Origin of the sequence: Arthrobacter sp. SLBN-53 (genome assembly GCF_006715585.1) — a bacterium.
GTDB classification, from domain to species: Bacteria; Actinomycetota; Actinomycetes; order Mycobacteriales; family Mycobacteriaceae; genus Mycobacterium; species Mycobacterium neoaurum_A.
Genome location: NZ_VFNN01000001.1, coordinates 1864009 through 1878839, shown reverse-complemented (window position 1 = coordinate 1878839; position 14831 = coordinate 1864009). Strand labels below are relative to the sequence as shown.

General features: G+C 66.8%; 15 protein-coding genes. 8 read left to right on the top strand and 7 right to left on the bottom strand.

Features of this window, described 5'->3' with window-relative positions; all coding sequences use genetic code 11:
• Window positions 1–19 precede the first annotated feature (19 nt).
• The gene (locus FBY28_RS08840; RefSeq protein WP_141865991.1) at window positions 20–400 is read left to right on the top strand and encodes an STAS domain-containing protein; all 381 of its coding nucleotides are present in this window, start codon (window positions 20–22) and stop codon (window positions 398–400) included.
• Between the two features lie 33 nt (window positions 401–433).
• Window positions 434–880, top strand: coding sequence for an ATP-binding protein (locus FBY28_RS08835; protein WP_141865989.1), 447 nt, complete (start codon window positions 434–436; stop codon window positions 878–880).
• On the opposite strand, the gene FBY28_RS08830 is transcribed toward FBY28_RS08835, so the two are convergent.
• From FBY28_RS08830 to FBY28_RS08820, 3 genes are read right to left on the bottom strand one after another with little or no spacing between them, the layout of a single operon-like run.
• Window positions 866–1309 carry a response regulator gene (locus FBY28_RS08830; protein WP_141865987.1) on the bottom strand — a complete coding sequence of 148 codons (444 nt, stop codon included), beginning with the start codon at window positions 1307–1309 and terminating at the stop codon, window positions 866–868. The two genes, FBY28_RS08835 and FBY28_RS08830, sit on opposite strands and share 15 nt — an antisense overlap.
• Window positions 1306–2889 (bottom strand): sensor histidine kinase, encoded by a 1584-nt coding sequence (locus tag FBY28_RS08825; protein ID WP_141865985.1) that lies wholly within the window; start codon window positions 2887–2889, stop codon window positions 1306–1308. The genes FBY28_RS08830 and FBY28_RS08825 overlap by 4 nt, the downstream gene beginning before the upstream one ends.
• The gene (locus FBY28_RS08820) at window positions 2886–4031 is read right to left on the bottom strand and encodes a PP2C family protein-serine/threonine phosphatase (RefSeq protein WP_216847583.1); all 1146 of its coding nucleotides are present in this window, start codon (window positions 4029–4031) and stop codon (window positions 2886–2888) included. Before FBY28_RS08820 ends, FBY28_RS08825 begins: the two co-directional genes overlap by 4 nt.
• A gap of 297 nt (window positions 4032–4328) precedes the next feature.
• On the opposite strand from FBY28_RS08820, the gene FBY28_RS08815 reads away from it, so the two are divergent.
• The 3 genes from FBY28_RS08815 to FBY28_RS08805 all read left to right on the top strand — a co-directional run bounded on the left by FBY28_RS08815 (window position 4329) and on the right by FBY28_RS08805 (window position 7487).
• On the top strand, window positions 4329–4988 hold the full coding sequence (locus FBY28_RS08815; RefSeq protein ID WP_141865981.1) for a cysteine hydrolase family protein: 660 nt from the start codon (window positions 4329–4331) through the stop codon (window positions 4986–4988).
• Window positions 4989–4995: 7 nt separating this feature from the next.
• Entirely contained in the window at window positions 4996–6780 is a 1785-nt protein-coding gene (locus FBY28_RS08810; RefSeq protein ID WP_141865979.1) for an MOSC and FAD-binding oxidoreductase domain-containing protein, read from the top strand.
• A gap of 95 nt (window positions 6781–6875) precedes the next feature.
• The gene (locus tag FBY28_RS08805; protein WP_141865977.1) at window positions 6876–7487 is read left to right on the top strand and encodes a TetR/AcrR family transcriptional regulator; all 612 of its coding nucleotides are present in this window, start codon (window positions 6876–6878) and stop codon (window positions 7485–7487) included.
• Between the two features lie 9 nt (window positions 7488–7496).
• Here the strand turns inward: FBY28_RS08805 and FBY28_RS08800 are convergent, their stop codons facing one another.
• Window positions 7497–8597, bottom strand: coding sequence for a phosphotransferase (locus tag FBY28_RS08800; protein ID WP_141865975.1), 1101 nt, complete (start codon window positions 8595–8597; stop codon window positions 7497–7499).
• A gap of 49 nt (window positions 8598–8646) precedes the next feature.
• Between FBY28_RS08800 and FBY28_RS08795 the strand changes: the two genes are divergently transcribed.
• Both FBY28_RS08795 and FBY28_RS08790 read left to right on the top strand, forming a co-directional pair.
• Window positions 8647–9081 carry a nuclear transport factor 2 family protein gene (locus tag FBY28_RS08795; RefSeq protein ID WP_160145468.1) on the top strand — a complete coding sequence of 145 codons (435 nt, stop codon included), beginning with the start codon at window positions 8647–8649 and terminating at the stop codon, window positions 9079–9081.
• Window positions 9078–10121 carry a TIGR03857 family LLM class F420-dependent oxidoreductase gene (locus FBY28_RS08790; protein ID WP_141865972.1) on the top strand — a complete coding sequence of 348 codons (1044 nt, stop codon included), beginning with the start codon at window positions 9078–9080 and terminating at the stop codon, window positions 10119–10121. The genes FBY28_RS08795 and FBY28_RS08790 overlap by 4 nt, the downstream gene beginning before the upstream one ends.
• Window positions 10122–10137: 16 nt before the next feature.
• On the opposite strand, the gene FBY28_RS08785 is transcribed toward FBY28_RS08790, so the two are convergent.
• Genes FBY28_RS08785 through FBY28_RS08775 form a run of 3 tightly spaced genes read right to left on the bottom strand, consistent with a single transcriptional unit; the run spans window position 10138 to window position 13573 of the window.
• On the bottom strand, window positions 10138–11202 hold the full coding sequence (locus tag FBY28_RS08785) for a FecCD family ABC transporter permease (protein WP_286177878.1): 1065 nt from the start codon (window positions 11200–11202) through the stop codon (window positions 10138–10140).
• A complete protein-coding gene (locus tag FBY28_RS08780) occupies window positions 11199–12251 on the bottom strand; it encodes an iron chelate uptake ABC transporter family permease subunit (protein ID WP_216847581.1) in 1053 nt (350 codons plus the stop codon). Before FBY28_RS08780 ends, FBY28_RS08785 begins: the two co-directional genes overlap by 4 nt.
• Window positions 12252–12292: 41 nt before the next feature.
• Entirely contained in the window at window positions 12293–13573 is a 1281-nt protein-coding gene (locus FBY28_RS08775) for an MFS transporter (protein WP_141865969.1), read from the bottom strand.
• Between the two features lie 112 nt (window positions 13574–13685).
• Between FBY28_RS08775 and FBY28_RS08770 the strand changes: the two genes are divergently transcribed.
• Window positions 13686–14786 carry an iron-siderophore ABC transporter substrate-binding protein gene (locus FBY28_RS08770; RefSeq protein ID WP_141865967.1) on the top strand — a complete coding sequence of 367 codons (1101 nt, stop codon included), beginning with the start codon at window positions 13686–13688 and terminating at the stop codon, window positions 14784–14786.
• The last annotated feature ends 45 nt before the right edge of the window (window positions 14787–14831 follow it).

Sequence of the window (14831 nt, the reverse complement as noted above, 5' to 3'; positions counted from 1 at the left end):
AAGATGTTCGGAGGTATCGATGAGTAGCCAGCAAGACCCCACTCCCAGCCGTGCAGCGGCTGTCGGCGAGGTCGAGGAACGTCGTGTCGGCGATATCAGCGTGGTTGCTGTGAGCGGAACGGTCGACATGTTGACGGCTCCGAAGCTGGAAGCGGCCATCGCGGCGGCGGCACAGAGCTCGCCGTCGGCGGTCGTCGTCGATTTCACCGCCGTGGAGTTTCTGGCGTCGGCCGGGATGGGAGTCCTGGTCGCCGCCCACGGTGACCTCTCTCCTCGGGTGAAATTGAGCGTGGTGGCCGACGGGCCTGCGACCAGCCGACCGCTGAAATTGGTGGGCATCGCCGATATCGTCGACCTCTACGCCACGCTGGATGAGGCGTTGGCAGCGTTGCAGAGTTAGAAAAATCGGCGAACGGGTAGCCAGCAGTCCGACATGACAGAGCAAGGCGCCTCCGCTAGCTTCGCCAGGGTCGGCGTTCTCGCCGATCCGCAACTTGCCGCCCAGGTCCGGGAGGAGTTCGCGGAGTGGCTGCGGAATCATTTTCAGCTGGATCCGGAGAAGTCGAGCGACGTGCTGCTCGCTGTCTATGAAGCGTTGGCCAATGCCGCCGAATTCGCCTACGTCGGCGCTGCGGAGCCCGGTCCGATGCACATGCACGCCGCATTCGATCCCGGCGACGGCAGTTTGCGGGTCACGGTCACCGACGAAGGTGTGTGGCGGACCAAGGACGAGAGCATGGTCGATTCGGCGCGCGGGCGCGGGCTACCGCTGATCCACGCGCTCAGCGACCGCGCCGATATCGACACCACCCCGACCGGCACCTGCGTGCGGCTGGAGTGGGATCACATCACACCCAATCACAGCTCAGAACTGCGGTAGCCGCACAACCTGGACGAAGAATTCGTCGATCTGCCGCACCGCGCTCATGAATTGGTCCAAGTCGACCGGCTTGGTGACATAGGCGTTGGCGTGCAGCTTGTAGCTGCGCAGGATGTCCTCCTCGGCAGAGGACGTCGTGAGCACCACGATCGGGATGTGGCAGAGGTTCTCGTCGTTCTTGATCTGCTCCAGTAGTTGCCGACCGTCGTACTTGGGCAGGTTCAGGTCGAGCAGGATCAGATCCGGTCGCGGCGCATCGGCGTACTCGCCGCGCCGGTAGAGGAAGTCCAACCCCTCCTGGCCGTCGTGGGCGACATGCAGATTGTTCTTGATCTTGTTGTGCTCGAACGCTTCCCGTGTGATCAACTCATCACCCGGGTCGTCTTCCACGAGCAGGATGTCGATCGCGCGGCCCTCGGGTAGCTTCATCGGTTGGTTCCTTCCAGCTGGGCATCTGGCGCCCGCTCGGGCGCCAGATCAGGTTCGGTGACCGGAGTCTTGGGCAGGGTGAAGACGAAGCGGGTGCCGTCGGTGTAGTCGGTGTCGATACCGATGGTGCCGCCGTGATGCTCGACGATCTTCTTGCACAACGCCAATCCGATGCCGGTGCCCGCATACGCGTCGCGCCCGTGCAGACGCTGGAAGATGACGAACACCTTCTCGACGAACTCGGCGCTGATCCCGATACCGTTGTCCGAGACGATGAACACCCAATTCTCGGCATTTTCGCCGGTGCCCTCGTGACACTCGATCAGCACCCTGGGCGCGACCCCGTCGCGATGGAATTTCACCGCGTTGCCGATGAGGTTCTGCCACACCATGGTCAGCAGCGTGGGGTCACCGTCGATCGTGGGTAGCGGGTCGTTCGGGCGGACGATCGTGGCGCCGGACTCCTCGATGGTGCTGCTGAGGTTGTGCATCGCGGCGTCCACGGTGGCATCCAGCGCGACCTCGCTGATGGTCGCGTTGAGCCGGCCGACCCGGGAGAAGGTCAGCAGATCGTTGATGAGGATCTGCATCCGCTTCGCGCCGTCGACGGCGAAAGCGATGTATTCCGTTCCACGTTCGTCGAGTTTGTCGCCGTAGCGCTTCTCCAGAAGCTGGCAGAACGAGGCGACCTTGCGCAGCGGTTCCTGAAGGTCGTGGGACGCGACATAGGCGAACTGCTCCAGTTCGGCGTTGGAGCGCCGCAATTCGCCGGCCTGTTCGTCAAGGGCGCTGCGGGCGGCACGGGAGGTCTCCAGCTCGTCGACGATGCGCTGGCGCATGTTCTCGACATCGGTGGCCATGGCGCGGATATCCCTTGGCCCGCTCGGGATGATGCGTTCACCGAAGTTGCCCTCGGTGATCCGCCGGCACGACGCGGCCAGCTGCGACAGCGGCCGGTTCACCGCCGCGCGCATGACCACCGCCAGCAGCACCGCGGTGGTGACGAACGCCAGGATCATGGCCACCAGGGTGGCGTCGCGCCATTGCCGGATCTGTTCGAGGTGGGCCAGTCCGGCGTCCCTGGCCTCGCTCAGATGGTCGTTCTGAAGGGTGAACAGCGCGCGCAGTCGATCGAAGAGAGCCTTGCCCTCCTCGATCCCGGCTTCCTCGGTGGCCCGGGTCGGCGCGGCACTGGCCAACAGGGGATCGGCGTACTCGACGCGCCAGTCCTGGGCCGCGGCCTCGATGTTGTCGAGGTCGTCGAGCAGGTCCGGATACTCGGCGATGGTGTTGCGGATCTCCGCAACGGCGGTGGCCTCGGCGGCGCGGCCGTCGTTGTACGGGTCGAGGAAGCGGCGGTCGGAGGTGATCAGGTAGCCCCGGACCGCGGTCTCCTGGTCGCGCAGTGCGGCCTGCAGTTGGTAGGCGGCGACGCGGGCCGGCTGGACACCGTCGCGCAGCCGGTTGGACACCTTGTCGGCCTGGCTCACCAGGATCGTCGTGGCCACCGCGCACGCCAGCACCGCGGTGCCGATGACCGCGAGCACCAGGTTCTGCCAACCCTGCACAGTCAGCTTCATGTCCGTGATCGCTCCACTCGGATGACGGCGATGTCGTCGGTGAGGCCGCCGTGTTGCTGCGCGCGCGCCTCGGCATGTTCGATGAGTGCCTCGACGAACTGGGTATCGGGCAGCGTGGCCAGCGAGCGCGCGATGGCGAGCAGTCCGTGTTCGCCGAGGCGCTCCTCCCCGGGTCCGGAATGTCCTTCGAAGAGTCCGTCGGTGAGCAGTAGCAGCCCGTGGTTCTCGGGCAGCTGGTACTCGTTGACCGGCCATTCCGTCGCGCCCAGACCGAGCGCCTTACCCGCGACGGGCTCGATCCAGTCCACGGTGCCCCCGCCCTGCAGCAGCATGCCGGGGTGGCCGGCGCGCAGGATGGTGAACGCCCCGGTATCCGGCTCGAGCGCGACGCTCGACAAGGTGGCGAAGATGCCCTTGTGGGGGCGCTCGCTGACCAGGATGCGGTCCAATTCGCGCATTCTTTCGATTCCGCGCAATCCGGCGAACGTGAGGGCCCGCCAGCCGATGCGCAGCGCCACCCCGAGGGCGGCTTCGTCGGGGCCGTGACCAGCGACATCGCCGATCATGATGTGCACGGTGCGGTTCGGGGTCTGTACGACGTCGAAGAAATCGCCGCCCACCAGGGCATCCTGGCGGCTGGGGCGTGATCGGGTGACGATGTTGACCCCGGGGGAGTCGAGCAGGACGGGTGAGGGGAGCAGGCCACGCTCCAGCCGGGCGTTCTCCATGGCGCGCATCTGGCTGGCATGCAGGTCCACGGTCGCGATCTCGGCCCGCTTGCGCTCGATGGCATAGAGCACCGCGCGTCGCAGCATCTCCGGGTCCACACGGTCCTTGACCAGGTAGTCCTGCGCACCCGAGGTCATCGCGTTCACGCCGAAGTGCTCATCGGAGTGCCCGGTCAGCACGATGATCGGGATCGACGAGTCCAGGCTGCCGATCCGGTGAACGGCATCCATGCCGTTGGAGTCGGGCAGGTTCAGGTCGAGAAGTATGCAGTCCGGTCGACGGTCGGCGACGGCGCGTTCGGCTTCGGCGACCGACTGCGACCAACTGAACTGGAATCCGGCCCCGGCCTCCTCGATGAGCTCCTCGACGAGCAACGCGTCGCCGCGGTCATCCTCTACCAGGAGCAGGGACAACGGCGCTCGCCCTATGGGTGAGGCAACATTGAGTCCGGGTGAAGCCAGCGGACGCTGTGGTGCGGGCATGAAAGTTCAACATCCCCCACCTGGGGCGCTGGCCCCGGTCGCGCCGAATCTCCTAATGACTGACAACAATGACGACCCTACCCATAAGGCACCACACAGCGACGCATGGCTGATCTTGTTCGTCGCTGAATGGCCGACCGCGCGCGTCCCCGGTGCGGCCGGCGGTCGCAGGCGATGAGCAGTGCGAATCGGACGAGCAGCCGCTTAATTGGGCGTAGCGTTCGACCGGTGCGCTATCGCCCCGACGACACCGCCGTGGTCGTCATCGACCCGCAGAACGATGTCCTCAGCCCGACCGGAAAGAACTGGGCCGTGCTCGGTGCGAGCGTCACGGAGAACGGCGTGGTGGCACACCTCGCACAGATTCTCGGCACGGCCAGGGACAACGGCTTCGGAGTGTTCGTCTCACCGCACTACTTCTATCCGCATGATCACCGCTGGGCCTTCAACGGACCGCTGGAGGATGACGAGTTGAGCTCGGGCACCTTTGCCCGCACAGGTGTGCTGAACCTGGACGGCTTGGCCGGCTCGGGTGCGGACTGGCTGGCCGAACTGGCACCGTTCATCGAGGACGAGGCGACCACCGTGGTCAGCCCGCACAAGGTGTGGGGCCCGCAGACCAACGATCTGGTCCTGCAGTTGCGCAAGCGGCGGGTGCAACGGGTGATCCTGTGCGGGATGCTCGCCAACATCTGCGTCGAGTCACATCTGCGGGATCTGCTGGAGCAGGGTTTCGAGGTGGCCGTCGTCCGCGATGCGACCGCCGGTCCCCGCCATCCGGTGCGCGGTGACGGATATCAGGCAGCGCTGGTGAATTTCGCCTATCTCGCGCATGCGGTCCCGGACACCGCCGAGATCGTGTCCGCGATGGCAGCCCGGCAGGACTGAGCGGCCCATGATGGCGGACACCGCGGGGGACCCGAGGTTGGTGTCGATCAATGTCGGTATGCCCCAGGATGTGCCGTGGCAGGGGCGGGTCGTGCGAACGGCGGTGTACAAGACACCGGTGTCCGGGCCGGTGCTGGTGCGCAGGCTCAACATCGACGGTGACGGGCAGGGTGACCTGGGCGGTCACGGTGGCGAGCAACGTGCGGTCCTGGTCTACCAACTCGGCTCGTATGAGCACTGGTCGGCGGTCCTTGGTCGAGATGACCTGCGGCCCGGGCATTTCGGCGAGAACTTCACGATCTCTGGCCTCGGCGACGACGAGGTGTGCATCGGGGACAGGTTCCGTGTCGGAGCGGTGGTGCTGGAGGTCACCCAGCCACGGGTCACCTGCTATCGCGTGGGGTTGCGACTCGGTGAGCCACGCATGGCCGCGCTGCTGGTGGCCGATCATCGCCCGGGCTTCTACTGCCGGGTCATCGAAGAGGGCGAGGTGCGACCCGGGGAGGTGATCACCAAGATCGCCGCCGGTCCCGAGCAGGTGTCGGTGGCCGAGATCGATGCGCTGCTCTACCTTCCCGGCCATTCCCCCGAGCTCCTCGCACGGGCGTTGCGGATCCCTGCGCTGAGCCCGGGTTGGCAACAGTCATTGCGGGCGCTCGCCGAGCAAGACCGTCAGCAGCAGCCCCGTTCGACCGGAAATCCGGGCCTGACCGCCGCCGCGGGCGCGCCGCCGGCCTGGACCGGGTTCCGTCGGCTCGCGGTGCGCACGATGGAACGTGCGGGCGCCGATATCGTCGTGCTGACGTTGGTCGATCGCGACGGTGGCGCACTGCCGGGCTGGCGACCCGGGCAGTACATCACCGTGCGCCTCACACCGGAAGTCGGGCCGGCGGTCATCCGCAGCTACTCGCTGTCCAACCTGCCGGGCTCATCGGAGTTCCGGGTGGCCGTCAAACGTCTTGCCGGTGGCGCGGCCGGGGAGTATCTGCACACCCGGGTCGGCGTGGGCGATGCGGTGTACGTGGCCGCGCCGCGCGGTGTGTTCACCCTCGACGACGGTGCGGGTCCGGTGGTGCTGCTGTCGGCCGGTATCGGGGTGACGCCGCTGCTGTCGATGCTGCACCTGCTAGCCGATCACCGTTCCACACGCGAAGTCTGGTGGATTCACGGGTCGCGCGACGGCGCCGAACATGCCTTCGCCGAGGAGATCCGGGCATTGATCGGGCGGCTGCCTTGCGCACACAGCCGCACCTTCTACAGCCGGCCCGGTCCGGCGGATCGCCCGGATCTCGATTACGACCTTGCCGGACGGATTTCGGTGGACACCCTGCGGGCAATCGGTGTTCCGTTGGAAGGTGACATATACGGTTGCGGCCCAACCGGATTCATGAACGATCTGGTGACCGGGCTGGAGAAACTCGGTATCGGCACCGGCCGGCTGCGTACCGAGACCTTCGGTGCGGCGGCCGCGGTCAATCCGGGTCTTGCGGGGGTGATGGTGCCGGCCGGTGTGCACCCGCCTGCCGAAACCGGTTCGGGGCCTGCGGTGTCCTTCGCCCGCAGCTCGTTGACCGTGGCGTGGAGCGCGCACTATGGCAGCCTGCTCGAGTTCGCCGAGGCCTGCGATGTGCCTACCAGGTGGTCGTGTCGCACCGGGGTCTGCCACACCTGTGAAACAGGGCTGCTCGCCGGCGAGGTCGGCTACGATCCAGAGCCGCTGGAACCCCCCGCCGCGGGCAATCTGTTGCCGTGCTGCGCGTATCCGTCCGGGGATGTGGTGCTGGACATGTAGTGCCGGTGTGCACGCCGTGCGGGCTCGGGCTGCCGGTGGTGGCAGGTGGCTAGAATCTCGCGGATGTATCTCTGCAGATCCTTCCCGGCGACGCGATGAGCACGGAGCGCCGTTCGCAGCGGGAACGCGTCGAGGAGTCCTCGCGCCGACTTGCCGAAGCGGCAATCGAACTCATCGCCGAGAAGGGCTACAACAACGCGACCGCCCAGGAGATCGGTATCCGGGCGGGCTACAGCCGGGCCATGGTGCGGGAGCGGTTCGGGTCCAAAGAGGCGTTGTTGGAGACGGTCCTGCAGGCGTACGAGCGGGGCGTCGAGGTCACACCCGAGCCGGGCGCGTCCGGTCTGCAGAAGGTTCTCGCGCCGGTGGTGGCACTCCGTGAATTCGCGGCGGAGGACCCACGGTTGTTGCGCGCCGCGCTGACCCTGAACTTCGAGGCCCTGCACGACCACGACATCCTTCGGCCGCGTATCGAGGGCTGGCTCGCGCGGACCCGCGCCGGACTGCGCCAGGCCGTGCTCGACGGACAGTCCGATGGTTCGGTGGCACCGGAATGCGATGCCGACGAGATCGCGTCGGAGCTGACCGCGGCGGCCATCGGGTATGCCTACGCGTGGTTGCTGAACCCCGACACGACGAATTTCGACGAGACGTTGGGGCGACTGCACGACCGACTGCTCGTGCGGCTGACGAACGGGGTGCGGTGACCGGTGAGGTCAGCCGAGCGTGGCATGGACCGCGTGGACCGCACCGCAGTCGGCGATGATCGCGATGCTGCGCTCCATCAGGACCTGGAGGAGTTCGCGTCCACGGTCGTTGACGTTGTCCCAGGACATCATGGCCGCCAGCGGCAACGCGATCTGTAGCACCGTGGCGATCTGGAATTGGCGCCAGGCCCGGTCGAACGGGTAGTCGATGCCGAGCCCGGTAAGGGTGGTCAGGTAATGGCGCACCAACTCGGCCTGCCGGCGGTCCCGTTCGGTCGGCGACATACCTTGACCCACCAGGTAGGCGACATCCCACATTCCGCATCCGCGACCGGTGAACTGGAAGTCCACGGTGACGTGTGAGCCATCCTCGGCGAAGAACAGGTTGTCGGCCCGCAGGTCCCCGTTGATGAGCGTGGTGGGCGTCGCCAGAGCTGCCAACAGAGTCGGTGCCGATGCGGCGTAGTCGTCGATCACCGCCGCCAGATCGGCAGGCGCAGTAGCGCGTCCGTGCTCGGCGAACACCTGCCATCCCGCCGCGGTGCCGGCGCTGAAGAGCCCGGCCATCCGCGCGTCGTCGAGACTGAGGAAGGTCGGGTGAGCGGTGACCGGTGGTGTCGTATCCCAGCCCCAGGCATGGAAGCGGGCCGTTTCCGCGAGCACCGCACGGGCCCGGTCGAAACTCAATCCGGCCACCTGGTCGGCGTTTTCGAGAGCGCCCACGTCTTCCATGACGATGACGAACTCGCCGGTGGCGTTGTCGAACGCGGCCGCGTGCGCGCGTGGGGTGCGCACCGGAGCCGACGTGGCTACCGCGTTGTAGAACGTCACCTCTCGCTCGTAGAGCCGGATCGAGGAGGCCAGCAGTTGGTAATCGGGGTAGTCGGTGGGGAACTTGGCGATCACGCTGGCCGGCCCCGCACCGTCGAGGCCGAGGTGCACCCGATACAGGAACGAGGCGAAGCCGACGCCCTCGGCGATGCGCTGGGCGCGCAGTTCGGTGACGTGTGTCCCCGGTGCGATGGCACCCGAGGACGTGAGGATCTCGGTGAGCCAGCCCGTCGTCAGCTCGGACGCGGAGCGGGGGAAGAGCTGTGTTGTCGACGCCATGTTCGAAAACTAGTTGTTAACTTGCACGCAAGCAAGTATGAATGTGGTCATGGTTACACCGCAGCCGGCCGTGCCGACGCCGAGTGTCCCGACGGCCGACCCGAGAACTGTCATCGAGCGCTACAACTACGAGTTGTGGAATGAGCGGAACTACGCGGTCGGCGAGCAGATCATCGGTGAGCAGATCATCCGGAACACCCCGGGCGGCCGAACCGTGCTCACCCACGACGAGGCGGTGCAGCGGGTGCGCGATCTGTGGGCGGGCGTGCGCAGCGTGCATTTCACGCTGCCGCATATCGTCGCCGATGACCAGCTGTGTTCGATTGTCTACCAAGCAGACATCGTCCAGCACGACGGAACCCGCGACGTCATCTCCTCGATCGAGGTCTATCGGGTGGCCGGGGGACGCATCGTCGAAGTATGGAATCCCTGCACATATGACCATGACCGGTGGCCCGAACTGGCCGAGGAGGCAACGCTGTGACCGTGACCATGAAACCCGAACTGGGCTTCTATACCCTTGGCGGGCAACCGGAATCGCCGCGGGTGATGATCGAGGAGATCCGCCGTGCCGAAGAACTCGGGCTCGGCCACGTCTTCATCTCCGAGCGCTTCAACACCAAGGAGGCATGCACCCTGTCCGGGGCCGCCGCCGCGGTGTCGGAACGCATCGCCATTGCCACCGGCGCAACCAATCACAACACTCGCCACCCGATCGTCACCGCCGCCTATGCGCTCACGATGTCGCGTCTGAGCGAGGGCCGCTTCACGTTGGGTATCGGGCGAGGTGTGCCGCCGCTGCAGGATGCGTTCGGGATGCCGCGCATCACCACCGCCCAGATGGAAGACTTCGTCGGGGTGATGCGCCGACTGTTCCGCGGTGAGACCATCGTCGGCCATGACGGTCCGATGGGCAGCTTTCCCTTGCTGCGGCTGGGCCAGGACTACGATGCCGATATCCCGATGGGCATGGTCGCCTTCGCGCCGAACTCCCTTGAGTTGGGTGGCCGAGTGATGGACCAGGTCATCCTGCACACCTTCTTCACCGACGAGACGCTGGCGCGGTGTGTCCAGACAGTGAAGTCCGCCGCCGAGCGGGCCGGCCGCAACCCCGACGATGTGAAGGTGTGGTCATGTCTGGCGACCATCGGGGACCACCTTCCCGAGGAGATGCGGCTGCGCAAGCTCGTCGGCCGGCTGGCCACCTATCTGCAGGCCTATGGTGATCTGCTGGTGCGGACCAATCGCTGGGATCCGGCTGTGCTGCAGCGCTTTCGCGATGACGAGGTGGTGCAGAGTTTCTATGTGGGTGGATTGCAGGCCATCGACAGCCCCACCACCGCCATCGAGAAACTCGAGCATATTGCGACGTTGCTGCCCCCGGAGTGGACGGCGCCGGCGGCCACCGGCAGTCCGCAGGAGTGTGTCACCACGATCCGTGAGCAGCTGGCTCTTGGTGCCGATGGGGTGATTCTGCACGGCGCCACCCCCTCGGAGCTGGAGCCGATCCTCGCGGCCTACTGACCACTTCTGGAAGCGCTCAGCCCGACTGCCTGATCAGCAACCACACCAGATACGCCCCGCCGATACCCCAGGTGATCACGCCGACGGGCAGCTGACCGGGCAACAGGTGCTGGGCCGTGGCATCGGATGCGGCCAGGATGGCCGCTCCCATCGCCGCCGACGGGGCCAGCCGCAGACCGCCGCCGCGGGTGACCTGGGCGGCCAGTTGCGGTGCGGCAAGTGCCACGAAACTGATGGGTCCGGTGAAAGCGGTTGCCATGGCCACGCATCCGACACCGACGGCCAGCATCAACACCCGCGTGGCCTCCATGCGCAGGCCGAGCGCGGCGGCGACGTCATCGCCCAGCTGTGCCACCGGCATCCGCCGGGCGATCACGGCCAGCGGCACGACGAGGACGGCAGTTCCGGCGAGTACCACCAAAACCTGGCCGTTGGTGACATTGGCCAGCGTGCCCGCACCCCATGCCGCGGCCGATATGGCGACCTGCAGATTGGCCTTGAGAATCATCCACGTGTTGACCGCCTCGATCATGATGGCGACCGCGACACCCACGATGATCAGCCGGAAACCGGCGATACCACGTTTGAAGGCAAGCAGATACACGATGGCGGCGGTCGCGAAGCCGCCGGCGACAGCGCCGACGGCGAGGAGCGCGCTCGAGTGCGCACCGACGAACAGGATCACCACGAGCGCACCGAAGTAGCAACCCGAGTTGAAGCCGATGACATCCGGGCTGCCCAGCGCATTCTTGGTGAGCGACTGGAAGATGGCACCCGAGATGCCCAGCAACGCACCCAGTATCAGCGCCATCATGACCCGTGGCGCCCGCCATTCGCGGACCACCACGATGTCGAACGGCGCGCCGGTGCCGAACACCGCGCGCAGCACGTCCCACGGTGCGATGTCGTAGTCACCGGCACCCAGGCTGAAGATCGACACCACGACCGCGGCGAGAACCAGCACGGCGGTGGTGACCACGGAGATGACGTCGATACGCAGGTTTCGCCATCGCAACGTCGGGCGCCCGAAATCGACGCGACCGATCCTCGTTGTCGCGGTGGGGGGCACGGTGGGGGTCACGGTTGGATCGCCGTCTTGCGCCGGACCAGCCAGATGAGGGCGGGTGCCCCCAGGAACGCGCTGACGATCCCGACGGGCAGTTCTGCCGGGCGCAACGCAATCCGGCCGAGGACGTCCGCGGCCAGCACCAGCGCAGGGGCCGCGATCGCCGAGATGAGCAGGATCCACCGTTGGTTCGCGCCGACCAGCCATCGGGCGATGTGCGGGATCATCAGACCCACGAAGACGATCGGACCGGCCGCGGCGGCCGCCGCGCCGCACAGCAGGGTGATGGCGATGAGGCCGAGGGTGCGCGTCCGGGCCAGCTGGGTACCGAGTGCGCGCGCCATATCGTCACCGAGGGCGATCGCGTCCAGTCCACGGGCAACCGATGCCGTGATCGCCAGTCCGACAAAGACGAACGGCAGCACCGCAACGGTGACATCCCAGCCGCGCCCGGCGATCGATCCCGCGTCCCAGGCCCGCATCCGGTCGAATGCCGACGGGTTCAACAGGGTCAGGGCCAAGGTGAATGCCGTGAAGACCGCGCCGATGGCGATTCCGGACAACGTCAGCCGGATGGGTGTCGCGCCCCAACGCCCCGACCGACCGATCGCGTAGACCATCGCCATGGCCACTGCGGATCCGGCGAGCGCGAACCACAGGTATTGGTGGATGGACCGCAACCCGAACACGCCGACCGCAAGTGCCACGCTGAACATCGCGCCGGGGGTGATGCCCAGCACGACGGGATCGGCAAGCGGGTTGCGGGTGACGGCCTGGATCATCGCGCCGCCGACGCCGATCGCCACGCCGACCACGAGCCCCAATACCGTGCGGGGAATACGGGCCGCGCGGACCACGACCTCGTTGTCGGATCCCTGATAGTCGAACAGCGCCCGCATGACCGTCGATATCGGGATGTCACGGGTGCCGACGGCGGCGCTGGCGATACAGGCGAGCAGCAGGACGAGACAGAAGATGGCCAGCCAGGCCAGGCGGGTCCTGGTGCCCGTGGAACGGGATTCCCTTGCGACGTCCGGCAGGGACTGCGCGGCTTCAGCGCTCATCGGCGGTGCTCATCGGCGGTGCTCATCGGCGTGACAGCCCGTCATGTCCGGTCAGCCAGTGGGTGGTCGAGTTCATCGCGGCCCAGCCGGGCGGCCAGGTGCGCGATGACCGCGAACACCACCGGTGCGACGCCCGCGACGATGAAGACACCCGTCGTGCCGATCAGGTGCGCGGCGGGAACGGCCAGCGCCAGCGATGCCGGCATCATCACCAGGCTCACGAAGAAATCCAGGCTGGAGGCGCGGCCGAGCATCTCGGCGGGCACTCGCCGCTGCAGCAGTGTTCCCCAGATGACCTGCCCCGCTTCGGATGTGGCGCCGACAACCACCATCGCCGCGGCGATCATCCAGATCGCGTCGGTGTAGCCGATCAGGGCAAGCGGCAGCGCGCCCAATCCCCACAGCACGAGCATGACGGTGATGTAGCGGCGTGGCAGCGGGCGCGAGGCCACCAGCAGCGCGCCCACCGCACCGGCCACCCCGAACACCGCAAGCACGGTCGCGTGATGCCCAGGGGCTCCGCCGATATCGCGGATCACGAAAGGCAGCAGCACCTCGATGGGGCCGACGACGACGAGCACATTGCCCACGGCGAACAACAGCGTCGCGAAGAACCACTTGGTGCGATACATGTAGCGCAATCCGGCCAGCAGATCACCCAGCGCCGATTCCGGTTCGGCGTCCTCGCCGTCGGGCGCGACGGACGAAGGCGGCCTGATGAACCCGAGGATGACCGCGGCGAGCACGAACATCGCGCCCTGGGTCAGGATCGCCCACCCCGGCGACCACAGTTGCACCAGGAGCGCACCGATCGCCGGGCCGAGGGCGAATTGCAGACCGGGACGCAGAACGCCTTCGATTCCGTTGGCGGCCAGCAGATCCTCCGGCGCCAGGATCGTCGGCAGCAGTGCGGTGTAGGCGGGTATGTAGAACCCCTCGGCGATGCCGAACGCGAAGCCGGTGACCGCCAGATGCCAGATCTGCACCTGGCCGCCGACGGCGAGGACGCCGACGATGATCAGCAGCGCCGCCTGCACCCACAGTGAGGCACGCATGACGACGAGTTTGGGCAGCCGGTCGGCTGCCACACCTGCGGGCAGCACACTGATCAGCAGTCCCGCGCTGAACATCGTCATCACGATCGCCGCCTGGCCGGCACCGCCTCCCATCGCGATGACCTGCCACACCAAGGCGACCGACCAGAGCCCGTTGCCGAGCAGGGTGGTCGACAATCCGAGCGTGAGCAGCCGATAGTCGCGGTTGCGCAGTGGCCACAGTGCACGGGGCAGGTACGAGATCTGCGCATCGCGGTCGTCAGGCACCCGGACAGGCTAGCGGTCGGACACGCCCGAGTGGTGTGCCCCGTGCCGCTTGAACCGGCCACCTATGCGAGGTTAGGCTCACCAAATTCCATCATCGGAGGGAACCTTTGTGATGACCATGGCGGCAACCATGCCCGAGCGACAGAACAGCACGGACCGCCGTGGCGGCAAGCGGGCCCGCGGCCGGGCATTGATGCTCTTCGTGATGTTGTTCGCGCTGGTCGCGGCCGGTTGCTCCAGCAGTCGAACCGATTCCGCGGCCACCTCGGCCCAGCAGTCGGGGTCCTACCCCGTCACCATCGACCATCGTTACGGCAGCACCACGCTCGAGCAGAAGCCCAGCCGCGTCGTGGTGATCGGGCTGCAGGAGCAGGACACCCTGATCGCGCTCGGGACCGTGCCCGTCGCCGTCATGACCTGGGACGGATACTTCACCACCGGAGTGCTCGGCCCATGGTCGAAGGACCTGCTCGGTGACCGGCCGGCGCCCGCCGAGTTGTCCTTCGCCGCCGACGGGGCGCCGCCGTATGAGGAGATCGCCAACCTCAAACCGGATCTGATCGTCGGTCTGTACTCCGACCTGACCGATACGCAGTACGCGCGGCTGTCGCAGATCGCGCCGACGTTGGCGCAGCCGAAGGACACCAACGATTACGCGGCGACCTGGGAACAGATCACCCCGATCCTCGCGCAGGCTCTCGACGAAAAGGCCAAGGGCGACCAGCTGCTGGCCCAGACCCGCGAGAAGATCGCCGAGACCAAGTCCACCTACCCGCAATTCGAGGGCAAGACCGGGCTGTCGGTCTACCGTAACGAGGACGGGTACAGCGTCTCCGCCGCGACCGATCCACGCGGCCAGTTCCTGCAGATGCTCGGTTTCACCCAGTCCGCTGCTGTCAAGGACGCGCTGGGCGAAAACTTCGACGCCACCATCAGTTTCGAGCGGGCCGACCTGATCGATGCCGATGTTCTGGTCTGGGAGCCCAAGGACGTCGCGGCGCTGAAGGCCGAACTGGCCGCCGACCCGATCTTCTCCCGGCTGCGCGTCGCCCGCGAAGACCGTTCGGTGTTCATCCAGGGCGGCTCCGACGCCAGCTGCGCCTATTACTTCGCCTCGGTGCTGTCGATCCCGTACCTGCTGGACCGGCTGGCCCCGCAGCTCGCCGTGGCACTCGACGGCAACCCGGACACCGTCCCGGCAATCGTCAGCTGACCCCGACGCGGTAACACACACCGCGAACGCAGCGCGTCGACCGCG